The following is a 21,151-nucleotide window of genomic DNA, read 5'->3' on the forward strand; positions in this document are numbered from 1 at the left end:
CATTATGAAAAAATTACCCGTAACGCTGGCGCTCGCTGCGCTGTTTGCCGCGCCTGTGACGATGGCAAAAACGGTGGATGTCGTGGCCAGCTTTACCGTACTGGGCGATATCGTCAAGCAGGTGGGCGGCGATCATGTGAAAGTAAAAAGTCTGGTGGGGCCGAATGGCGATCCCCATACCTTTGAACCGACACCGCAGGACAGCGAGGCGCTGGCGAAGGCCGACCTGGTGTTTGTCAGCGGACTGGGCCTGGAAGGGTGGATGGATCGGCTGGTCACCGCCTCTGGCTATCGCGGGCAGCCCGTTGTCGCTTCAGCGGGCGTCACCACCCGCAGCATGGAGGATGAGGGCAAAACCATCACCGATCCGCACGCCTGGAACAGTATGCAGAACGGCGTGATTTACGCGACAAACGTGATGAATGCGCTGGTCAAAGCCGATCCTGAAGATGCACCGGCCATCCGTCAGCGCGGACAGAACTATATAGAGCAGCTGCAGGCGCTGGATCGCTGGGCGAAAACTGCCTTTGATCGCGTACCGGTCGATAAACGCAAAGTGCTGACCAGCCACGATGCGTTTGGTTACTTCGGTCAGCGCTATGGCGTGACGTTCCTGGCACCGGTGGGCTTTTCTACGGAAGCAGAAGCGAGCGCCAGCAATGTGGGCGCCTTAATTACCCAGCTGAAGCAGCAGCACATTACCCGCTATTTTATTGAGAACCAGACCGACCCGCGTCTGGTCAGGCAGATCGCCAGTGCCACCGGCGCGGAGCCGGGAGGCGAGCTCTATCCGGAAGCCCTGTCCACGGCCTCTGGTCCGGCGGCGACCTATCAGGCCGCCTTTAAACATAACGTGAATGCGATGCTGAAGAGCATGCAGTAAGCATAAAAAAGGCCGGGCAAGCCCGGCCAGTCATCACGACACATACTAGCGTCTTTTTTTTCTTCCCTGTACTGCTTTAAAACGTGGATTGGTTTTACAGATAACGTAAACACGTCCTTTCCTGCGCACTACTTTGCAATCGCGATGGCGATTTTTAGCGGAGCGCAATGAGCTGACAACCTGCATGACTTACTTCCTCTTTGCGCCCAGGAAAGACCCGAAACGCTGGTTAAAGCGTGCGGTGCTGCCCTCTTTGGCGAAATCTTTCTGTTTACCGGTGTAGAAAACGTGTGAGGCCGATGACACATCCAGGGTGACGTAGGGCAGGGTTTCGCCTTCAAATTCCACGGTACGTTCGGTTTTGATGGTCGATCCGATTTTGAACCAGACATCAGCTGACGTGTCGTGGAAGACCACCGGACGATAGTGAGGATGAATATTCGCTTTCATAATGCTCTCAAATGTAATGTTATACTATAACAATAGTATGCAGCAGGCCGCCCAGGATTGCAACGATCAGCAGGTCCGGAAAGCGTAAAGCGAGAGGCAAAAGGGAAGGGCAAAGCCGCGACCTGAAGAGGGCCGCCGGTGAAAGGGAAGAACGCAGGCAAAAAAAAGGCCGCTTGCGCGGCCTTTCATTCGTTACAGCTTAGTGTGTCTGGTCAGAGGTGACCGGATGACCTTTAGCTGCGTTGTCTTTTTTCTTGCCGAAGCGGCGGCGGACCACCACAAAGAACACCGGCACGAAGAAGATGGCTAACAGCGTTGCGGTGACCATGCCCCCGATAACGCCCGTACCCACTGCGTTCTGGGAACCGGAACCGGCGCCCGTACTGATCGCCAGCGGCAGCACCCCGAGAATGAACGCCAGTGACGTCATCAGAATAGGACGCAGACGCATACGACACGCCTCCAGCGCCGCCTCAATCAGCCCTTTGCCCTCTTTATCCATCAAATCTTTCGCAAATTCGACGATAAGGATGGCGTTCTTGGTTGAGAGACCGATGGTTGTCAGTAATCCCACCACGAAGTAGACGTCATTGCTCAAGCCTCGCAGCGTGGTAAAGATCAGCGCACCGATCACCCCGAGTGGCACCACCAGCATGACCGAGAACGGAATTGACCAGCTCTCATACAGTGCGGCGAGACAGAGGAAGACCACAATCAGCGAGATGGCGTAGAGGGCAGGGGCCTGGTTACCCGACAGGCGTTCCTGGTAAGACATACCGGTCCAGTCATAACCAATACCTGCAGGCAGTTTCGCCGCCAGCTCTTCCATCAGGTCCATCGCCGCGCCCGAACTCTTGCCCGGTGCGGCCTGTCCCAGGATCTCCATTGCCGGCAGACCGTTATAACGCTCAAGGCGCGGTGAACCATACTGCCACTTCGCAGTTGAGAAGGCTGAGAAAGGCACCATGGTTCCGCTGCTGTTTCGCACGTACCACTTACCAATGTCATCCGGCAACATACGCGAGTCCGCCTTACCCATCACGTACACTTTCTTCACACGACCACGGTCAATGAAGTCGTTAACGTATGAGCCGCCCCAGGAGGCTGCCAGCGTGGTGTTGATATCACTCAGTGATACGCCCAGCGCCTGCGCTTTCTCCTGATCGATCGTCAGCTTGTACTGCGGGGTATCTTCCAGCCCGTTCGGACGCACACCTACCAGGGTATCAGGATGCTGAGCGATCATGCCAAACAGCTGATTACGCGCTTCCGTCAGCTTCTCGTGACCGAGGTTATTCTGATCGATCAGCTCGAAGTCGAAGCCGGTGGCGTTACCCAGTTCGATAATCGCAGGCAGGTTGAACGGAATCACCATCGCATCTTTGATCGCGCCCAGTGCCTGCATGGCACGGCCCGCGATTGCCGGCACTTTCAGGTCACTGCTGGTACGTTCATCCCAGGGTTTGAGACTGACGAAAGCGATACCGGTGTTCTGTCCGCGACCGGCAAAGCCGAAGCCGTTAACGGTAAACACGGATTTAACCGAATCCTTCTCTTTAGTCAGGAAGTAGTCGGTGACCTGGTCCAGAACCTTCTGGGTACGCTCCTGGGTTGCACCGGCAGGCAGCTGAGCCTGAGCCAGCAGCAGCCCCTGGTCCTCTTCCGGTAAGAAGGAGGAGGGCAGTCGCATAAACAGAAACGCCATACCCACCACGATCAGCAGATAGATCAGCATATAGCGACCGGTACTGCGGATCATGTGGCCCACACTGTCCACATAGTGGTTAGTGCTCTTGTCGAACATGCGGTTGAACCAGCCGAAGAAACCGGTGGTTTTGCTGTGCTCGCCTTTTTCAATCGGCTTCAGCATGGTGGCGCAGAGTGCCGGCGTCAGAATAAAGGCGACCAGCACCGACAGGGCCATGGCAGAAACGATGGTGATGGAGAACTGACGATAAATCACGCCGGTCGATCCGCCAAAGAACGCCATCGGAATGAAGACCGCAGCCAGCACCAGCGCGATACCGACCAGGGCGCCCTGGATCTGCTCCATGGAGCGTTTGGTCGCCTCTTTTGGCGGCAGGCCCTCTTCGGCCATGACGCGCTCGACGTTCTCGACCACGACGATGGCGTCATCCACCAGCAGGCCGATCGCCAGCACCATCCCGAACATCGTCAGGGTGTTTATCGAGTAACCGAAAGCACTGATCACGGCAAACGTACCCAGCAGAACCACCGGCACGGCGATAGTCGGGATCAGCGTCGCGCGGAAGTTCTGCAGGAAGAGGTACATGACCAGGAACACCAGCACAATCGCTTCAATCAGCGTTTTCACAACTTCGAAAATCGAGATTTTTACGAAGGGCGTGGTGTCATACGGATAGACCACTTTCATGCCGGCCGGGAAGGTCGACTGCATTTTAGCCAGCTCGGCTTTCACCGCATTGGCGGTATCCAGCGCATTCGCACCGGTGGCCAGCTTGATACCGATACCGGATGCTGGCTTGCCGTTGTAGCGGGCGATGATCTCGTAGTTTTCCGCTCCCAGTTCGATCTTTGCCACGTCACGCAGGCGAACCTGAGAGCCATCCTCATTAACCTTGAGCAGGATTTTGCCGAACTCATCGGTAGAGGTCAGACGGGTCTGCGCAATGATCGAGGCGTTAAGCTGCTGACCCGGAACCGGTGGCGTACCGCCTAACTGACCGGCTGCCACCTGGGTGTTCTGGGTATTCAGCGCGCTGATCACATCAACCGGCGTCAGGTTGTAGTTATTCAGCTTGTGCGGATCCATCCAGATACGCATAGCATACTGCGCACCGAAGACCTGGGTATCACCCACGCCCTTGGTACGGCTCAGCGGATCCTTGATGGTTGACGAAATATAGTCAGAAATATCGTTCTGCGTCATATTGTCGTCGTCGCTGATGAAACCGGCCACCATCAGGAAGCTGCTGGAGGATTTTTTAACCTGAATCCCCTGTTGCTGAACTTCCTGCGGCAGCAGTGGCGTCGCCAGCTGCAGTTTGTTCTGCACCTGAACCTGGGCGATATCTGCATCGGTGCCTGACTCAAACGAGAGCGTCAGGGTCAGCGTACCGGAAGAGTCACTGCTCGAGGACATATACATCAGTCCGTCGATACCGTTCATGTTCTGCTCGATGACCTGCGTCACCGAGTCCTGTAGCGTTTTCGCATCCGCACCCGGGTAAGAGGCCTGAATCTCAATCGCCGGCGGCGCAACATTGGGATATTGCTCGATCGGAAGTTTGAGAATCGATAGCGCACCGACCAGCATGATGATGATGGCGAGCACCCACGCAAAGATGGGGCGATCGATAAAGAACTTAGCCATGAATCAACGGCTCCTGTTATGACGATGACTTGTCAGACTGCGGCTTTGCATCGGGTGCCGCTTTCGCATCGTCTGAGACTTCTTGTGGAGTAACCTGTGCGCCAGGTTTGGCACGCTGGAGACCGGTGCTGATCACGCGCTCGCCCGCTTTTACACCGCCCGTGACCAGCCACTTGTCGCCAATCGCCTGCGAGGTGGTGACCGGACGTGATTCCACTTTATTATCCGCACCCACCACCATCACCGTGGCCTGACCGGTTGGGGTGCGGGTGACCGCCTGCTGTGGCACCAGCAGTGCATTCGGATTGGTGCCCTCATCCAGACGCGCACGGACAAACATGCCCGGTAGCAGGGTATGGTTCGGGTTTGGCACGATGGCGCGCAGCGTGATAGAACCGGTGGTTTCATCAACGGTCACGTCGGAAAACTCCAGGGTGCCCGTCTGCGCATAGCTGCTGCCATCCTGCATCAGCAGGGTAACGTTGGCTTTGCCGTCATTCTGCTTCAGCTGACCTGATTCCAGCTCTGAACGCAGGCGCATAAAATCTTCGCTCGACTGTGTGACATCGACATACATCGGATCCAGTTGCTGAACCGTGGCCAGCGCGGTGGTCTGTCCGCTCTGTACCAGCGCACCTTCCGTGACTGACGATTTGCCGATTCGGCCACTGATAGGGGAGGTCACGCGGGTATAGGCCAGGTTAATACGGGCCGTTTCCACATTGGCTTTGGCAACCTGAACGGCGGCCTCGTTTTGTGCGGCGGTCGCCACGGCGGTGTCGTAATCCTGCTGACTGATATATTTCGTGCCGAGCAGCGGCTTGTAACGCTTAACGGTCAGTTGCGCGATACGGGCATTCGCCTGCGCCTGCGTTAAGTCGCCTTTGGCGCTGTCATAGGCGGCCTGATAGGTCGCTGGATCGATCTGATAGAGAGACTGACCCGCTTTAATATCGCTGCCTTCAACAAAATTACGCTTCAGAATGATACCGGACACCTGCGGACGGACTTCAGCCACACGATATGCCGAGGTGCGGCCGGGTAATTCAGTTGAAATCTTAAGGGGCTCAGTTTTCAGCGTCACCACACCCACGGCTGGCGGTTGCTGCTGCTGGGCGGCTTGTTCGGATTTATTGTTGTCACATCCTGTTAATAAAAAGCTGCCTGATAGCATCAGGGCGGCCGCCAGAGGCGATAATCCTCTGTTTTTATTCATAAATAAACCTCTAGTGTCCGGTATCAATTGGTCAATGGATCACAAACTGGAAACCCATTGCTGTGTCAGGTCGCAGGTCATGCTATGGTACATACATTCACAAATGTATGTAAACTTACCCGTTTGTAAAAAAAGCCCCTTATGGCACGAAAAACCAAAGCGCAAGCACTTGAAACGCGTCATCAAATTCTCGATGCCGCCATCATTCTGTTTTCACAACAGGGCGTCTCAGCCACCTCTCTGGCAGACATTGCAACCGCGGCCAGCGTCACGCGAGGCGCAATCTACTGGCACTTTAAAAATAAAGCCGATGTATTACACGAAATATGGCTTCGTTGTGATGCTGGTCTGGACGATGTGGAACTTGAGTATCAGACAAAATACCCGGGGGATCCACTCTCTGTGTTGCGCGCAATGCTGGTCTATATCTTTGATGCGACAGCAAAGGATCCTCAGCGTCGTGCTCTGATGGAGATCATTTTCCACAAATGCGAATTTGTGGGTGAAATGTCAGCGCTGAAGAGTATGCAACAAAGTTTACTGCTGGAATGCTATGACAAGATTGAAGATGTCCTGCGCCAGTGTATTGAGGCAGGCCAACTGCCGGACACGCTCAGCACACGTCAGGCCGCGCTAATCCTTCGCGGTTATGTTAACGGGATGATGGAGAGCTGGCTGTTTGCGCCAGAGAGTTTTGATCTGTCAGCGTACGCACCCACGCTGGTCAACGCCGTTATCGATATGCTGCGTCTCAGCCCGACGCTGACCGCCGGCCACTAAGCCGACTGGCTATCGCGCTTGTTCTCGAAATCGCGCTGAACCATCGCCAGCGCGGAGAGCACCGTCTCCACCGGCAATTGATGCTCTTCCAGAAGCTGAATCAGATCAACCGCCAGTTTGACGTCATCAGGGGCATTTTCCAGGGACATCACTTCTCCTAAATACGTAATCGGGCCACGACCAGCAGCATCAGCAGGGCGCCAAGGATCGCCATGCCCAGTGCGCCAGCATGCAGCGTTGTCAGGCTGCCCAGCTCAAAATAGGTGGCGATATAGCCGCCAAGCAGTGCGCCGATCATCGACAGCGTCAGGGTGGCGACCAGACCGCCGGGTCGTCCCGGCATCAGCAGCCGTTTCAGCCAGCCCAGCAGCAGCCCCACCATCAGCCAGGTCACTAAACCCATCGTTCTTCTCCACGCAGAATTACACCCAGTATAGAAGTGCTTTTGTCACGCTGCGTTTTATTCGTCCCGATCGCGGCCACGCAGCGAGGCGGCCCACTCAACGGCGCGAATCGCCTGGCGGCAGCGGGCCAGCCGGCCCTCCAGCGTCTCCAGCTCCTGTTTTAGCTGCTGCTGAACCGCCAGCGTTTCCGCCTGCGCCAGTCGCGCCTCCCGCTGCGCGATCATCGCCAGTAGCCGGCGCTCAAACTCACGGTACTCCTGATATCTGGAGGTACGCGGTTCACGCACCGGCTGTTCGCGACGGAGGCGCAGCTGCTGGGTCATCGCCTCACGCTGCAGGGCAGCAATCTGATCGACCAGCCGTTCCGCCAGCCAGGCGCTGCGGGCCAGATCGTGGCTGGCGTCGCGCAGTCGGGCGACATTCTCTTCGACTTCCTGCAGGTAGTCAGCCAGACGCGTGCCTTTAGTGCGGAACAGCTGAGCATCAAAACGTGGCTGACGGCAGGCGCCATCGGGATGACGCGCGATCTCCTGGCGCAGCGCGGTCAGAAGGTGCTCCAGACGTGCCTGTGTCACAATCGCACTCATGGCATAACGCTCTGTTGTGTTACCGTAAGCGGATGAGAGGTAAGCTGGACAGCATTCATGCAACGCATTCTGTTATTGACCCTCGGCTGGCTGGCGATTGTGCTGGGAATGCTGGGCATTGTATTACCTTTATTACCGACTACGCCATTTATGCTGCTGGCTGCCTGGTGTTTTGCCCGCTCATCGCCACGTTTTCATCACTGGCTGCTGTGGAAATCCCCTTTTGGCCGCTATCTGCGCCACTGGCAACAACATCGCGCGATGCCGCCGGGTGCTAAAGCGCGCGCGGTCTGCCTGATCATCACGACGTTCAGCCTCTCTCTGTTTCTGGTTCATCAGTTCTGGGTGCGCATTATGCTGCTGATCATGCTGGCGGCGCTGCTGCTGTTTATGTGGCGTATTCCGGTGGTGGCAGAAGCAGCGGACGCACCGAAACCGCCGCGATAAAGTTGCATTTAGCCGGTCATTTGCTTAGATTTGGGCGTCTTCATGCGTGGCTTCCCTTTGTGAATCAACTTCCGCTGAGCCTTTTATCAGGTATTAGCGCTTTTGAAGCTGCGCGAAACAGAATTTTTTACCAGGCGTATCATTATGACCGACACTGCGCAGCAGCTTGAATTGATTAAAAACAGCATCAAAAGTATCCCCGATTATCCTAAGCCAGGCATCCTGTTCCGCGATGTCACCAGCCTGCTGGAAGATCCCCGCGCCTATGCCGCGTCGATTTCGCTGCTGGTAGAGCGCTACCGTAACAAGGGCATCACCAAAGTAGTGGGAACCGAAGCGCGCGGTTTCCTGTTTGGTGCCCCGGTGGCATTAGGTCTCGGCGTGGGTTTTGTCCCGGTACGTAAGCCGGGTAAACTGCCTCGCGCGGTCTTGAGCGAATCCTATGAGCTGGAATATGGTACCGACACGCTGGAACTGCACAAAGATGCTATCCAGCCAGGCGACCTGGTGCTGGTAGTCGATGACCTGCTGGCGACCGGCGGAACGATCGAGGCGACCGTGAAGCTGATTCGTCGCGCAGGCGGTGAAGTCAAGGATGCGGCTTTCATCATTAATCTGTTCGACCTGACCGGTGAATCCCGTCTTGAGGCCCTGGGCGTCGAGAGCTACAGCCTGGTCAACTTCCCCGGCCACTAAGCCACTTTTTCGGCCTTGCGACCCGGCGAGGCCGTCATACCCCGGCATTAAGATAACGAGTGCCAGCTAAAAGCGTAGCTGATAGACTACTGCAATCTTATACAGGGGTTGCAGAGCGTCTGCGCTCATCTTTCCATCCAACTTCGTCGAATCCACATGAGCTATCAGGTACTTGCGCGAAAATGGCGTCCCCAGGCTTTTGCTGATGTTGTCGGTCAGGAACATGTTCTGACGGCGCTGGCGAATGGATTGTCTCTGGGACGCATCCATCATGCTTATCTCTTCTCCGGCACCCGCGGCGTCGGGAAAACCACCATTGCGCGTCTGCTGGCCAAAGGCCTTAACTGTGAAACGGGCATCACCGCTACCCCCTGTGGCGTATGTGATAACTGCCGGGAAATCGAGCAGGGCCGCTTTGTCGATCTGATTGAGATCGATGCCGCCTCACGCACTAAAGTTGAGGATACCCGCGACCTGCTCGACAACGTACAGTACGCTCCGGCGCGCGGCCGCTTCAAAGTCTATCTGATCGATGAAGTGCACATGCTCTCACGACACAGCTTCAATGCGCTGTTAAAGACGCTGGAAGAGCCGCCTGCGCACGTCAAATTCCTGCTGGCGACCACCGATCCGCAGAAGCTGCCGGTGACGATTCTTTCGCGCTGCCTGCAGTTTCATCTCAAGGCCCTTGATGTTGACCTGATTCGTCAGCAGCTTGAGCATGTCCTGAAACAGGAAGAGATCGAGAGCGAAACCCGGGCACTGCAGCAGCTGGCCCGCGCCGCAGATGGCAGTATGCGCGATGCGCTGAGCCTGACTGACCAGGCGATCGCCATGGGGCAGGGCGCAGTAACCAGCAGCACCGTCAGCGTCATGCTTGGCACCCTGGATGATGAACAGCCGCTGGGGCTGCTGGAGGCGCTGGTGGACGGCGACGGTCAGCAGGTGATGAATCTGCTGAGTCAGGCCGCGTCACGCGGCGTGGAGTGGGAAGCGCTGCTGGTCGAGATGCTGCGCCTGCTGCACCAGATTGCGATGGTGCAACTGTTACCTGCCTCGCTCAACGACGACGATGAGAGCAATGCGATCCGCCTGCGTGAGCTGGCGCGCGTCGTGCCGCCTGCCGATCTGCAACTTTATTATCAGACCCTGTTGATGGGCCGCAAAGATCTGCCGATTGCGCCCGATCGCCGCATGGGTGTTGAGATGACCCTGCTGCGTGCGCTGGCGTTTCATCCCAAAGCGGCGGTGGCGGAACCCATTGCGCGTCCTGCGCTGACCCAGCAGATGTCGCCCGTTGCGCCCGGCGCGGCGGCAGAAACCACCGCTTCCCCGGCAACATCGACGCCGGCTGCGCGCTCCGCGACGCCGTCATCGCAGGCCACCTCACCGTCAGCCCGGCAGGCAGCCTCTCAGCCAGCGCCGCGACCGGCCGCTGCGCAGCCGCAGATGGCCGCGCCCGATCCGGCTCCGCACAGTGCGCCACCCTCGGATGCGCCGCCGCCAGAGGCGGCATCCGGTGGTGCGCTTTCCAGTTCCACCAGTCAGCTCCTGCAGGCGCGCACGCAGTTGCTGCGTCAGGGAGCGAACAAACCAAAAAAGAGTGAGCCGGCGGCGCCAGGTGCGCGGCCGGCCAACTCCGCGCTGGAGCGGCTGGCCTCGGTTACCGAGCGCAGCCAGCAGCGTATCCGCGATCGCGAACCGGCCGCCCCGGTAAAAGAGGAGGCCTATCGCTGGAAAGCGGTGAATCAGCCGATGGAAGTGGCAGAGCCGGTGGCGACGCCAAAGGCCTTGCGTTCTGCGCTGGAGCATGAGAAAACCCCTGAGCTGGCGGCGCGACTGGCGGAAGAAGCGCAGGCGCGCGACCCGTGGGCTGCAGAGATCCCCACGCTGCCGCTGCCGAAACTGGTGCAGCAGCTGGCGCTGAATGCCTGGAAAGAGGTTACCGAAACCGGCGTCTGCCTGCATCTGCGCAGCAGTCAGCGCCACCTTAATTCACCGTCAGCGCAGCAGGTCTTAAGCGAGGCGCTGAGTCAGCGTGCCGGGCAGAGAGTTGAACTCTCGGTAGTTGAAGACGATAATTCATCGGTGTTGACGCCACTGGAGTGGCGTCAGGCCATTTACGAAGAGAAACTGGCGCAGGCGCGTCAGTCGATCACCTGTGATACCCACATTCAGACGCTGCAGCGCTTTTTTGATGCTGACCTGGATGAGGAGAGTATCCGACCTGTTTAGACACGCTGCGGCTATCTCAACGGTAGCGCTGCAGCCTCAGCTGAGAGAGAAGACTATGTTTGGTGGTAAAGGCGGATTGGGCAACCTGATGAAACAGGCCCAGCAGATGCAGGAAAAAATGGCCAGGGCTCAGGAAGAGATCGCCGCGATCGAAGTCACCGGCGAGTCCGGTGCAGGTCTGGTCAAAGTGACCATTAACGGTGCGCACAACTGCCGTCGCGTGGAAGTCGATCCGAGCCTGCTGGAAGATGACAAAGAGATGCTGGAAGATCTGATCGCCGCTGCGTTCAACGATGCGGCACGTCGCATTGATGAAACCCAGAAAGAGAAAATGGCGTCTGTCTCCTCAGGCATGCAGCTGCCACCAGGCTTTAAGATGCCGTTCTGATGCAAACCAGCCCACTGCTTGAAGCATTGATGGAGTCGCTGCGCTGCCTGCCCGGCGTTGGGCCGAAGTCGGCGCAGCGTATGGCTTTTCAGCTGCTGCAGCGTGACCGCAGCGGCGGCATGCGGCTGGCGCAGGCGCTGACCCGGGCGATGTCGGAGATTGGGCACTGTGCCGATTGCCGCACCTTTACCGAGCAGGAAATCTGCACCATCTGCGCCAATCCACGGCGTCAGCAGAATGGTCAGATCTGCGTGGTGGAAAGCCCGGCGGACATTCACGCCATTGAGCAGACCGGCCAGTTCGGCGGACGCTACTTTGTGCTGATGGGCCACCTCTCGCCGCTCGACGGGATCGGTCCGGCCGACATCGGCCTGGATCGTCTGGAACAGCGTCTGGAGAGCGAACCGCTGCAGGAGGTTATCCTCGCCACCAACCCGACGGTGGAGGGCGAGGCGACCGCCAACTATATCGCGGAGCTTTGCGGCCAGTATGGCGTCGATGCCAGCCGTATCGCGCATGGCGTGCCGGTGGGCGGTGAGCTGGAGATGGTCGACGGCACCACGCTGTCCCACTCCCTGGCGGGCCGCCAGAAGTTTAAATTTTAAGCACTTGCCGGTGTTGTGACAGACACCGGCTTGAAAATCTCGCCGTCATCCCCACATCAACCTCAACGTTTGTTCAACCTGTTTTGTTGAGGTAGCAATGACCATGAAAGGACAAGAGACCCGTGGCTTTCAGTCGGAAGTAAAACAACTTCTGCACCTGATGATCCATTCTCTCTATTCAAACAAAGAGATTTTCCTGCGTGAGCTGATCTCCAACGCCTCGGATGCGGCCGACAAGCTGCGCTTCCGCGCGCTGTCAGATTCCAGCCTCTACGAAGGTGACGGCGAGCTGCGTGTTCGTCTCTCTGTTGACAAGGACAACCGTACCCTGACGCTCAGCGACAACGGTATCGGTATGCGTCGTGACGAGGTCATTGAGAACCTCGGGACTATCGCCAAATCGGGCACCAAATCTTTCCTCGAATCCCTGGGCTCCGACCAGGCGAAAGACAGCCAGCTGATCGGCCAGTTCGGTGTTGGTTTCTACTCCGCCTTTATCGTGGCGGACAAAGTCACCGTGCGCACCCGTGCCGCAGGCGCAGCCGCCGACGAAGGGGTGTTCTGGGAGTCAGCAGGTGAGGGCGAGTATACCCTGGCTGAGATCGAGAAGGCCGATCGCGGCACCGAAATCACCCTGCATCTGCGCGAAGGCGAAGATGAGTTCCTGGATGCCTGGCGCGTCCGCAATATCATCAGCAAATACTCCGATCACATCGCGCTGCCGGTGGAAATCGAAGCCAAAGATGAAGAGGGTGAGGGCACCCACTGGGAGAAAATTAACAAAGCGCAGGCGCTGTGGACCCGCAACAAATCTGACATCAGCGACGAAGAGTACAACGAGTTCTACAAGCATATCGCGCACGACTTCAGCGATCCGGTCGCCTGGAGCCACAACCGCGTGGAAGGCAAGCAGGAGTACACCAGCCTGCTCTACATTCCGGCGCGTGCCCCGTTCGATATGTGGAACCGCGATCATAAGCATGGCCTGAAACTCTATGTGCAGCGCGTCTTTATCATGGATGACGCTGAGCAGTTTATGCCGAACTACCTGCGCTTCGTGCGTGGCCTGATTGACTCCAACGATCTGCCGCTGAACGTTTCCCGTGAAATCCTGCAGGACAGCCGGGTTACCCAAAGCCTGCGCGGTGCGCTGACGAAGCGTACTCTGCAGATGCTGGAAAAACTGGCGAAAGATGACAGCGAAAAATATCAGACCTTCTGGAAAGAGTTTGGTCTGGTGCTGAAAGAGGGCCCGGCAGAAGATCACGCTAACCAGGAAGCGATCGCGAAGCTGCTGCGTTTTGCGACCACCCAGAGCGAGGGCGCGGCGCAGACCATTTCGCTGGAAGATTACGTCAGCCGCATGGTGGAAGGTCAGGAGAAGATCTACTACATCACCGCTGACAGCTATGCCGCCGCGAAGAGCAGCCCGCATCTGGAGCTGTTCCGCAAAAAAGGCATCGAAGTCCTGCTGCTCTCCGATCGCATCGACGAGTGGATGATGAGCTATCTCACCGAGTTCGACGGCAAAGCGTTCCAGTCAGTCAGCAAGGCGGATGAATCGCTGAGCAAGCTGGCGGACGAAGAGACCGACGAGCAGAAAGAGGCAGAAAAGGCGCTGGAGCCGTTTGTTGAGCGGGTGAAAAATCTGCTGGGCGAGCGCGTCAAAGAGGTGCGTCTGACGCATCGTCTGACCGATACGCCTGCCATCGTGACCACCGATGCCAACGAGATGACCACCCAGATGGCGAAGCTGTTTGCGGCGGCCGGACAGGAGGTGCCGGAGGTGAAGTATCTGTTTGAAATTAACCCGGATCACCCGCTGGTGAAACGCGTTGCGGATACCCAGGATGAAGCACGCTTCGGCGAGTGGATCGAGCTGCTGCTGGATCAGGCGCTGCTGGCAGAGCGCGGCACGCTGGACGATCCTAACCAGTTTATCCGTCGCATGAACCAGCTGCTGACGGCATAACGCTAAAAAGCCGGTGAGATTCACCGGCTTTTTTTATGGCTGCGCGGCATCCTGCAGCCAGGCGCGAAACAGGCTGATCTCTCTGTCGTGACGGCGGCTCTGCTTCGTCATCATCCAGGTGGCGCGTTCCATACGCACAAAACCTAACGGGGCCAGCAGCGTTCCCTCTTCCAGCTCCCGGCGCACCAGCAGACGCGGAGCCATCAGGATCCCAAGACCACTTCGCGCGGCCTGAATGCCCAGCGTCAGCGTTTCAAAATGCTGACCGCCGTCAAACTGGCCGCGATTTCCTGTTTTTTCTGCCCAGTCTGACCAGGCGTGCCGCCGCGTATCGGCATGCAGCAAAGGCATTACTGCCAGATCCCTGCCTGCCCGCAGCTGTGAGGCAAAGTGTGGCGCGCAGAGTGGACCCATCTCCTCCTCGCTGATAAGCGTGGCGTCAATGTCGGCTTCAGGTGGTTCGCTCTGGCTCAGGATCAGCACATCCACATGCTCGCTGCGCAGCTGCGCGACCGCTGTCAGCGGCTGAAAGTGAACCTCGATCTCCGGATAGCGCTGATAAAACGTGGCAATACGAGGGATGAGCCATTGGGATAAAAAACTGGGGGGGCAGGAGATGCGGATCTGCTTAAGCACACTGGCCCGGATCTGCTCGCAGCAGCTGCGTAATTCGCTGAAGGCCTGCTGACAACTTAACAGCAGCTGATCGCCGTGTGAGGTGAGTCTGACACGGCCATTACTGCGCACGAACAGCGGTTTCCCCATCCAGCTCTCAAGCTGACGAATCTGATGGCTGATGGCGCTGTGTGTGACATTCAGGTGGACCGCCGCTACGCTAAAACTGCAGTGTAAGGCCGCCTGGTGAAAATAGTGCAGTGCTCTCAGTGGCGGCAAACCGTTCATTCTTAACCCCTGTGCAAAAAACTAACAGGGATTGTCAGTTTATATCATTTTAAAGTCCAGCCGCATTGACCTACTCTACAGGGCAAATTCTGGCGGGTTGACTCAGCCTTATATCTGTGACTTTTTACGGATATTCCGCCTCGCTTAACCTGCGCTTACGTCGCACACTTACCAAAGCGAGACACCCATGGCACATGGTCCTTTATCCTCTGAAACTTCAGCAGAGGCGCGCCATCGGTTACGTCTGGCGCTTTCACGCTTTTACAGTCTGGAGCAGTTCGACCTCTTCTTTGCGCCTTCGCTGCATGTGGCAAAAGTATTCCTTTCTCAGCTGTTTCTGCGGCAGGAGCAGGCGCGCAACCAGCAGCGTTACGCCTCGCGCTATCCGGTAACCGAACTCAATGTTCTGCCTGCGGTGCCGCTTATCGCGGGCAGTATTATGCTGGTGCCGCATGTCGAACTGCCTGATGGGCGGATTCGTCCGCTGCGCGATTGCCAGAATCAGGGGGTAACGGAGGCAAGCGAAAGTTTTGCCAGCGTGCTGCATACTAAGCTGATTGATGAGGCGCATCTGTTTGTCACCCGGCTGGATCGTCATGCGGAGATCTGCAGCGATCTGGTGCTGGTGGCGTTACGGACCCACGATTTCAGTACCCTGGTACGCAGCGAACTGCGCCTGTTTGAACAGGGACTGACGCTGACCGCGACGCAGGCGGCCCTGCGTCGCTTCAGCGATCCGCAGTGGCGGCCTTACAATGCTGCCACCGTCGATGCGCTCTCTCTCTCCAGCCCGCTGCCGCTGAACTCCTGTCATCAGCCCGGCCTGCCGTTTGCCAGTTTTAACGTGCCGGCTTCCCTGATTTCGATGCTCTCCGATGCTGACGATGTGGTGAAATGGCCGCAGCAGTCCCGGCTGCAGCTCAATGCAAACGTGCGTGGCAGCGGAAAAAAAAGCGTGAACATGACGCATCATCTGAGCCGGCGGCTGCAGTTGCTGCTCGGTGCAGGCGGTAAATCTGAAAAAATGGCGGGCAGACCCGGCGGACCCGGTTCGGGCCGCTGAATCCCCTCTGATTGCCCTGCGCAATCCGTGCGCTTCCTTGTGATGCGCGGGTCATAATGGTATGTTCTTCCGCTTCGAAGATAGATCAATGCGATTCGCAAGGGGATTTACGCAATGCGTATTATTCTGCTCGGAGCTCCGGGCGCAGGTAAGGGGACTCAGGCCCAATTCATCATGGAGAAGTACGGCATTCCGCAAATCTCCACCGGCGACATGTTGCGTGCAGCAGTAAAAGCAGGCAGCGAGCTGGGCAACCAGGCGAAAGCCATTATGGATGCTGGCAAACTGGTGACCGATGAGCTGGTGATTGCGCTGGTTAAAGAGCGCATCACCCAGGAAGACTGCAAAAAGGGTTTCCTGCTGGACGGTTTCCCACGCACCATTCCTCAGGCGGATGCAATGAAAGAAGCCGGGATCACCGTTGATCACGTGCTGGAGTTTGCTGTGCCGGATGAGCTGATCGTTGAGCGTATCGTGGGCCGTCGCGTTCACACGCCATCTGGCCGCGTCTATCATGTCACCTTTAATCCACCGAAAGTGGAAGGCAAAGATGACGTGACCGGCGAAGAGCTGACCACCCGCAAAGACGATCAGGAAGAGACCGTGCGCAAGCGTCTGGTGGAGTACCATCAGATGACCGCGCCGCTGATTGCTTACTACAGTAAAGAAGCGGAAGCGGGTAACACTGCCTATCACAAAATCGACGGCACCCGTAAGGTGACCGAAGTGAGTGCCGAGCTTGCTAAGATCCTCGGCTAAGCACTCAGGGGCCGGGATTACCGGCCCCTTTTGCAGTAATTGCTTTTACCTCCTGCCAATTCCGCTACAATTTCCCTGTTTTCACGCATCCCCGTAGTCATCAAGGAACTCAAATGAGGCAAGATAAGCCCGGCGTGTTACTGGTTAATTTAGGTACGCCAGACGCCCCAACCACACCTGCAGTTAAACGCTATCTCAAACAATTTTTAAGCGATCCGCGCGTGGTCGATGCGCCGCGCTGGCTCTGGTGGCCGGTGCTTAATACTGTAATTCTGCCGTTTCGCTCGCCGCGCGTGTCGAAGCTCTACGCCTCCGTCTGGATGGAGGGCGGTTCTCCGCTGCTGGTTTACAGCCAGCGTCAGCGTGATGCCCTGGCGGCGCGCGTTGATATGCCTGTCGAACTGGGCATGAGCTATGGCAATCCCAGTCTGAAAAGCGCGGTCGATAAGCTGATGGCGCAGGGCGTGACCCGCCTGATCGTGCTGCCCCTCTATCCGCAATTCTCCTGCTCCACCGTGGCGGCAGTGTGGGATGGTCTGACAACCGTTTTCAGAGGCTACCGATCGCTGCCCGACGTGCAGTTCATTCGTGATTATGCCGAACACCCGGCCTATATCGCTGCACTGAAAGCGACGGTGGAGAGATCCTTTGAAAAGCACGGTCAGCCTGACCTGCTGGTCCTGTCGTTCCACGGTATTCCACAGCGGTTTGCCAACGAAGGGGACGACTACCCGCAGCGCTGCGCCGATACGACGGCGGCCCTGGTCAAAGCCCTGGGGCTGCGCGACGATCAGTACATGATGACTTTCCAGTCGCGCTTTGGCCGTGAGCCCTGGCTGATGCCTTATACCGACAAAACCATGGAGAGTCTGCCGGGCAAAGGAATAAAGCATGTGCAGGTGATGAGTCCGGGCTTCTCCTCAGACTGTCTGGAGACGCTGGAAGAGATTAGCGGTGAAAACTGCGAAATCTTTATGCATGCCGGCGGAGAGAAATTTGAGTATATCCCTGCGCTGAACGCCGATGAGGCGCATATCGACATGATGGAGCAACTGGTTAACGCTCGCCGTTAAAGCCAGGGCGGAGAGTGTGGTATCATTCTCCGCCTGTTTTTCCAGACGGCACCTCCTGATGAAATTTCCCGGCAAACGCAAATCCAAGCACTACTTTCCTGTCAGCGCACGCGACCCCCTGTTACAGCCTATTCAGCACGATGCTGATACAGGCAGCTGGGTGGTGGGTATCGATCAGACGCTGGTTGATATTGAAGCCAGAGTCGATGACGCTTTTCTCGCCCGCTATGGCCTGAGTGCCGGGCACTCGCTGGTAATCGATAATGATGTCGCGGAAGCGTTGTACAGTGAGCTGATGCGCGACGCGCTGATCACGCATCAGTTTGCCGGTGGCACTATCGGTAACACGCTGCATAACTTTTCGGTCCTGGCTGATGACCGGTCGGTGCTGCTGGGCGTCATGTGCAATAACATCCAGATCGGCGGTTACGCCTATCGCTATCTCTGTAACACCTCCAGCCGGGTCGATCTTAACTATCTGCAGGGCGTGGATGGTGCCATTGGCCGCTGCTTTACGCTGATTGGCGATCATGGCGAGCGAACCTTTGCGATCAGTCCCGGCCAGATGAATCAGCTGCATCCGGATAACGTGCCGGAAGCCGTGATTGCCGGTGCCTCTGCGCTGGTGCTGACCTCTTACCTGGTGCGTTGTGCCGAGGGTGAACCGATGCCGCAGGCGACGCTGAAGGCGATCGAGTATGCCAAACGTCACAACGTGCCGGTCGTCCTGACGCTGGGCACGAAGCATGTCATTGCTGACAATCCTCAGTTCTGGCGCGACTTCCTGCGAGAGCACGTCAGCATCGTGGCGATGAACGAAGAGGAGGCGCTGGCGCTGACCGGCGAGGCCGATCCGCTGCTCGCGTCCAACATGGCGCTGGACTGGGTAGATCTGGTGTTGTGCACCGCCGGTCCCATCGGGCTTTATATGGCGGGCTATACCGAAGAGGAATTCAAACGCAAAACGAACCATCCGCTGCTGCCTGGCGCGATTGCGGAGTTCAACCAGTATGAGTTCAGTCGGGTAATGCGCCAGCAGGATTGTGAGCAGCCGCTGCGCGTTTTCTCGCACATCGCGCCTTACATGGGCGGCCCCGAAAAGATCATGAACACCAACGGCGCCGGAGATGGCGCGCTGGCAGCGTTGCTGCATGATATTACTGCCAACAACTACCACAGCCTGAATGTGCCGAACTCCAGCAAACATGCGCGTCCTTACCTGACCTACTCGTCGCTGGCGCAGGTCTGTAAGTATGCCAACCGTGTCAGCTATCAGGTGCTGAACCAGCACTCGCCGCGTTTAACCCGCGGCCTGCCAGAGCGGGAAGACAGCCTGGAAGAGTCTTACTGGGATCGGTAATGCAGGCCCTGCCGGGCATAAAAAAGGCCCTTCTCAACAGAAGGGCCCGAAGAGGGCGTCGGCGCCTGCCATACGGCTAAACAGGGATCAGCGCACCACATCGCAGGGCTGTAAATCTTCGCCCTGCGTCATCTCATCCTGCAGAATCTGTAGCATACTGCTGGCGATCTCACGCTCACCCATCACCACGCGTGAGGCTCCCCGTTCCATGATGTACTCCACTTCGTCGTCATAGTGAGCCCGGGCGATAATCTCGATATCAGGATGTTTTTCCCGCGCGGCGGTAACCACTTCACCCGCCTCATAGCCATTCGGGATCGTCAGCAGCAGCCAGCGTGCGCAGTCGAGCCGTGCCAGCTCCATGGTTTCCGCGCGGGCGGCATTTCCCAGTACCGCCCGGATACCCTGTTCGCGCAGTGCTTCGACCCGGGGCCGGGAGTTTTCCACCACCACCAGCGGGACATTCGCCTCCAGCAGTTTCTGACCAATCAGGCTGCCCACCCGGCCATACCCCACGATCACCGCATGATTGCAGAAATCGACCGGGATCTGCTTCTCCTCTTCGATCGCCTCTTCCAGAGTCTGCTGTTCCATGCTTTCGGTTTTCGTCAGGAATCGCTCCAGCAGGGTAAACAGGATCGGGTTCAGCATAATCGACAGGATGGCGGCGGCCAGCACCAGGTTACGGCCCTCATCACTCAGCAGGCCCAGTGAGATACCCAGACCGGCGAGGATAAAGGCGAACTCGCCAATCTGCGCCAGGCTGACCGAGATGGTCAGGGCAGTACGACGGGAATGGCCAAGCAGCGACACCAGCAGCCAGGCGGCGACGGATTTACCGACCACAATAATCACCAGCGCGCCCAGCACGGCCAGCGGCTGCGTCACCAGAATGGCCGGGTCGAACAGCATGCCGACCGAAACGAAGAAAAGTACCGCAAAAGCGTCGCGCAGGGGCAGGGTATCGCGCGCGGCGCGTTGGCTCAACTCTGACTCATTCAGCACCATACCGGCGAAGAATGCCCCCAGCGCAAAAGAGACATCGAAGAACTCTACCGCGCCAAAGGCGATGCCCAGCGCCAGGGCCAGCACCGCCAGCGTAAACAGCTCACGTGAACCGGTGGCGGCGCTGCGGGCGAGGATCCAGGGCACAGCGCGGCGTCCCACCACCATCATCAGCACCATAAAGGCCGCGACTTTTCCGATAGTCCACAGCAGGTCCCAGGCCAGCAGTCCGGCGCTGGCGTTGCCCTGTTCCATCATGCCGGCAATCGCTGGCAGCAGTACCAGCGTCAGCACCATCACCAGATCTTCAACAATCAGCCAGCCAATCGCAATCTGCCCGCGCTGGCTGTCAATCAGCTGCCGCTCCTCTAACGCGCGCAGCAACACTACGGTACTGGCGGTGGAGAGACAGAGACCAAACACCAGTCCGGTCATCCACGACCAGCCCAGCGTCCATGAGAGGCCCATTCCCAGTAACGTCGCGACCGCAATCTGTGCGATGGCACCGGGAATGGCGATCGACTTTACCGACATCAGATCTTTCATTGAGAAGTGCAGACCCACACCGAACATCAGCAGGATAACGCCCAGCTCTGCCAGTTCAGGGGCCAGATTGGTATCGGCAACAAAGCCGGGGGTAAAGGGGCCCGCCATCACGCCCGCTATCAGATAGCCGACCAGAGGCGAAATACGCAGGCGATTCGCCAGCATTCCAAGGAGAAATGCCAGAACCAGGGCTCCGACAATGGTGGTGATCAACGGGGTGGTGTGATGCATGCCTGTCTCCTTGTGTGCAAATGTATCCGCTTGTAACAAGCGAGTTTAATGCAAAATCTATTCTCTCGCTGTGTAATTTGTGGGAATAGCTGAAAAAAATCGTGAAAAAATTGATATGTGCAACCGACGGGGTGTTTTAGTGCATTATCCATAATGATGGCCGATTTGACGGTTTAAACCGGGACAGGTAAAT

General features: G+C 57.5%; 21 protein-coding genes and 1 other annotated feature. Of the genes, 12 read left to right on the forward strand and 9 right to left on the reverse strand.

Going from position 1 to position 21,151, the window contains the following annotated elements; translation table 11 throughout:
- Window positions 1-4 precede the first annotated feature (4 nt).
- Window positions 5-883: a metal ABC transporter substrate-binding protein gene (locus RT657_RS10865; protein ID WP_313654452.1), complete on the forward strand. Its 879-nt coding sequence runs from the start codon at window positions 5-7 to the stop codon at window positions 881-883.
- A 45-nt stretch (window positions 884-928) separates the two neighbouring features.
- Here the strand turns inward: RT657_RS10865 and ykgO are convergent, their stop codons facing one another.
- From ykgO to RT657_RS10885, 4 genes are all read right to left on the reverse strand, one after another.
- Window positions 929-1,069 (reverse strand): type B 50S ribosomal protein L36, encoded by a 141-nt coding sequence (gene ykgO, locus RT657_RS10870; protein ID WP_111140302.1) that lies wholly within the window; start codon window positions 1,067-1,069, stop codon window positions 929-931.
- A gap of 3 nt (window positions 1,070-1,072) precedes the next feature.
- Window positions 1,073-1,333, reverse strand: coding sequence for a type B 50S ribosomal protein L31 (locus RT657_RS10875; RefSeq protein WP_313654453.1), 261 nt, complete (start codon window positions 1,331-1,333; stop codon window positions 1,073-1,075).
- Window positions 1,334-1,532: 199 nt separating this feature from the next.
- A complete protein-coding gene (locus tag RT657_RS10880) occupies window positions 1,533-4,688 on the reverse strand; it encodes an efflux RND transporter permease subunit (protein WP_313654455.1) in 3,156 nt (1,051 codons plus the stop codon).
- Between the two features lie 16 nt (window positions 4,689-4,704).
- Window positions 4,705-5,904, reverse strand: a complete 1,200-nt coding sequence (locus RT657_RS10885; RefSeq protein ID WP_313654456.1) for an efflux RND transporter periplasmic adaptor subunit — start codon at window positions 5,902-5,904, stop codon at window positions 4,705-4,707.
- A 141-nt stretch (window positions 5,905-6,045) separates the two neighbouring features.
- Between RT657_RS10885 and acrR the strand changes: the two genes are divergently transcribed.
- The gene (acrR, locus tag RT657_RS10890; RefSeq protein WP_313654457.1) at window positions 6,046-6,684 is read left to right on the forward strand and encodes a multidrug efflux transporter transcriptional repressor AcrR; all 639 of its coding nucleotides are present in this window, start codon (window positions 6,046-6,048) and stop codon (window positions 6,682-6,684) included.
- On the opposite strand, the gene rsmS is transcribed toward acrR, so the two are convergent.
- The 3 genes from rsmS to RT657_RS10905 are packed head-to-tail and all read right to left on the reverse strand — an operon-like array spanning window position 6,681 to window position 7,675.
- Entirely contained in the window at window positions 6,681-6,833 is a 153-nt protein-coding gene (gene rsmS, locus RT657_RS10895; protein WP_128086417.1) for a pleiotropic regulatory protein RsmS, read from the reverse strand. The two genes, acrR and rsmS, sit on opposite strands and share 4 nt — an antisense overlap.
- An 8-nt stretch (window positions 6,834-6,841) precedes the next feature.
- A complete protein-coding gene (locus RT657_RS10900; protein WP_313654461.1) occupies window positions 6,842-7,087 on the reverse strand; it encodes a hypothetical protein in 246 nt (81 codons plus the stop codon).
- 57 nt (window positions 7,088-7,144) lie between these two features.
- Window positions 7,145-7,675: a primosomal replication protein gene (locus RT657_RS10905; RefSeq protein WP_313654463.1), complete on the reverse strand. Its 531-nt coding sequence runs from the start codon at window positions 7,673-7,675 to the stop codon at window positions 7,145-7,147.
- 57 nt (window positions 7,676-7,732) lie between these two features.
- On the opposite strand from RT657_RS10905, the gene RT657_RS10910 reads away from it, so the two are divergent.
- The 6 genes from RT657_RS10910 to htpG all read left to right on the forward strand — a co-directional run bounded on the left by RT657_RS10910 (window position 7,733) and on the right by htpG (window position 14,018).
- A complete protein-coding gene (locus tag RT657_RS10910; RefSeq protein WP_313654464.1) occupies window positions 7,733-8,122 on the forward strand; it encodes a DUF454 family protein in 390 nt (129 codons plus the stop codon).
- A 144-nt stretch (window positions 8,123-8,266) separates the two neighbouring features.
- Window positions 8,267-8,818, forward strand: a complete 552-nt coding sequence (apt, locus tag RT657_RS10915; protein WP_313654466.1) for an adenine phosphoribosyltransferase — start codon at window positions 8,267-8,269, stop codon at window positions 8,816-8,818.
- Window positions 8,819-8,974: 156 nt separating this feature from the next.
- The gene (dnaX, locus tag RT657_RS10920; protein WP_313654468.1) at window positions 8,975-11,053 is read left to right on the forward strand and encodes a DNA polymerase III subunit gamma/tau; all 2,079 of its coding nucleotides are present in this window, start codon (window positions 8,975-8,977) and stop codon (window positions 11,051-11,053) included.
- Window positions 10,395-10,456 (forward strand) — a sequence feature (DnaX frameshifting element). Its footprint overlaps the gene before it by 62 nt.
- 55 nt (window positions 11,054-11,108) lie before the next feature.
- On the forward strand, window positions 11,109-11,441 hold the full coding sequence (locus RT657_RS10925) for a YbaB/EbfC family nucleoid-associated protein (RefSeq protein ID WP_313654469.1): 333 nt from the start codon (window positions 11,109-11,111) through the stop codon (window positions 11,439-11,441).
- Window positions 11,441-12,046, forward strand: coding sequence for a recombination mediator RecR (recR, locus tag RT657_RS10930; protein ID WP_140917132.1), 606 nt, complete (start codon window positions 11,441-11,443; stop codon window positions 12,044-12,046). Before RT657_RS10925 ends, recR begins: the two co-directional genes overlap by 1 nt.
- A gap of 97 nt (window positions 12,047-12,143) precedes the next feature.
- Complete coding sequence (htpG, locus tag RT657_RS10935; RefSeq protein ID WP_313654472.1) at window positions 12,144-14,018, forward strand: molecular chaperone HtpG; 1,875 nt, start codon at window positions 12,144-12,146, stop codon at window positions 14,016-14,018.
- A 33-nt stretch (window positions 14,019-14,051) separates the two neighbouring features.
- Here the strand turns inward: htpG and RT657_RS10940 are convergent, their stop codons facing one another.
- Window positions 14,052-14,921, reverse strand: a complete 870-nt coding sequence (locus tag RT657_RS10940; protein WP_313654473.1) for a LysR substrate-binding domain-containing protein — start codon at window positions 14,919-14,921, stop codon at window positions 14,052-14,054.
- Between the two features lie 187 nt (window positions 14,922-15,108).
- On the opposite strand from RT657_RS10940, the gene RT657_RS10945 reads away from it, so the two are divergent.
- The 4 genes from RT657_RS10945 to RT657_RS10960 all read left to right on the forward strand — a co-directional run bounded on the left by RT657_RS10945 (window position 15,109) and on the right by RT657_RS10960 (window position 19,176).
- A complete protein-coding gene (locus RT657_RS10945) occupies window positions 15,109-15,984 on the forward strand; it encodes a DUF6024 family protein (protein WP_313654474.1) in 876 nt (291 codons plus the stop codon).
- A gap of 114 nt (window positions 15,985-16,098) precedes the next feature.
- Window positions 16,099-16,743 (forward strand): adenylate kinase, encoded by a 645-nt coding sequence (gene adk, locus RT657_RS10950; RefSeq protein WP_313654475.1) that lies wholly within the window; start codon window positions 16,099-16,101, stop codon window positions 16,741-16,743.
- 113 nt (window positions 16,744-16,856) lie between these two features.
- Window positions 16,857-17,816: a ferrochelatase gene (gene hemH / locus RT657_RS10955; protein WP_313654476.1), complete on the forward strand. Its 960-nt coding sequence runs from the start codon at window positions 16,857-16,859 to the stop codon at window positions 17,814-17,816.
- Window positions 17,817-17,874: 58 nt separating this feature from the next.
- On the forward strand, window positions 17,875-19,176 hold the full coding sequence (locus tag RT657_RS10960) for an inosine/guanosine kinase (RefSeq protein WP_313654479.1): 1,302 nt from the start codon (window positions 17,875-17,877) through the stop codon (window positions 19,174-19,176).
- Window positions 19,177-19,263: 87 nt separating this feature from the next.
- Here RT657_RS10960 and ybaL read toward each other — a convergent pair whose 3' ends face one another.
- Window positions 19,264-20,958, reverse strand: coding sequence for a YbaL family putative K(+) efflux transporter (ybaL, locus tag RT657_RS10965; RefSeq protein ID WP_313654481.1), 1,695 nt, complete (start codon window positions 20,956-20,958; stop codon window positions 19,264-19,266).
- Window positions 20,959-21,151 lie beyond the last annotated feature (193 nt).

It is taken from the genome of Pantoea sp. (assembly GCF_032114055.1).
Taxonomy (GTDB): domain Bacteria; phylum Pseudomonadota; class Gammaproteobacteria; order Enterobacterales; family Enterobacteriaceae; genus Pantoea.

Coding starts and splice junctions, on each gene's coding strand:
- RT657_RS10865 (WP_313654452.1), top strand. CDS start 5: ATGAAAAAATTACCCGTAACGCTGGCGCTCGCTGCGCTGTTTGCCGCG.
- ykgO (WP_111140302.1), bottom strand. CDS start 1,069: ATGCAGGTTGTCAGCTCATTGCGCTCCGCTAAAAATCGCCATCGCGAT.
- RT657_RS10875 (WP_313654453.1), bottom strand. CDS start 1,333: ATGAAAGCGAATATTCATCCTCACTATCGTCCGGTGGTCTTCCACGAC.
- RT657_RS10880 (WP_313654455.1), bottom strand. CDS start 4,688: ATGGCTAAGTTCTTTATCGATCGCCCCATCTTTGCGTGGGTGCTCGCC.
- RT657_RS10885 (WP_313654456.1), bottom strand. CDS start 5,904: ATGAATAAAAACAGAGGATTATCGCCTCTGGCGGCCGCCCTGATGCTA.
- acrR (WP_313654457.1), top strand. CDS start 6,046: ATGGCACGAAAAACCAAAGCGCAAGCACTTGAAACGCGTCATCAAATT.
- rsmS (WP_128086417.1), bottom strand. CDS start 6,833: ATGTCCCTGGAAAATGCCCCTGATGACGTCAAACTGGCGGTTGATCTG.
- RT657_RS10900 (WP_313654461.1), bottom strand. CDS start 7,087: ATGGGTTTAGTGACCTGGCTGATGGTGGGGCTGCTGCTGGGCTGGCTG.
- RT657_RS10905 (WP_313654463.1), bottom strand. CDS start 7,675: ATGAGTGCGATTGTGACACAGGCACGTCTGGAGCACCTTCTGACCGCG.
- RT657_RS10910 (WP_313654464.1), top strand. CDS start 7,733: ATGCAACGCATTCTGTTATTGACCCTCGGCTGGCTGGCGATTGTGCTG.
- apt (WP_313654466.1), top strand. CDS start 8,267: ATGACCGACACTGCGCAGCAGCTTGAATTGATTAAAAACAGCATCAAA.
- dnaX (WP_313654468.1), top strand. CDS start 8,975: ATGAGCTATCAGGTACTTGCGCGAAAATGGCGTCCCCAGGCTTTTGCT.
- RT657_RS10925 (WP_313654469.1), top strand. CDS start 11,109: ATGTTTGGTGGTAAAGGCGGATTGGGCAACCTGATGAAACAGGCCCAG.
- recR (WP_140917132.1), top strand. CDS start 11,441: ATGCAAACCAGCCCACTGCTTGAAGCATTGATGGAGTCGCTGCGCTGC.
- htpG (WP_313654472.1), top strand. CDS start 12,144: ATGACCATGAAAGGACAAGAGACCCGTGGCTTTCAGTCGGAAGTAAAA.
- RT657_RS10940 (WP_313654473.1), bottom strand. CDS start 14,921: ATGAACGGTTTGCCGCCACTGAGAGCACTGCACTATTTTCACCAGGCG.
- RT657_RS10945 (WP_313654474.1), top strand. CDS start 15,109: ATGGCACATGGTCCTTTATCCTCTGAAACTTCAGCAGAGGCGCGCCAT.
- adk (WP_313654475.1), top strand. CDS start 16,099: ATGCGTATTATTCTGCTCGGAGCTCCGGGCGCAGGTAAGGGGACTCAG.
- hemH (WP_313654476.1), top strand. CDS start 16,857: ATGAGGCAAGATAAGCCCGGCGTGTTACTGGTTAATTTAGGTACGCCA.
- RT657_RS10960 (WP_313654479.1), top strand. CDS start 17,875: ATGAAATTTCCCGGCAAACGCAAATCCAAGCACTACTTTCCTGTCAGC.
- ybaL (WP_313654481.1), bottom strand. CDS start 20,958: ATGCATCACACCACCCCGTTGATCACCACCATTGTCGGAGCCCTGGTT.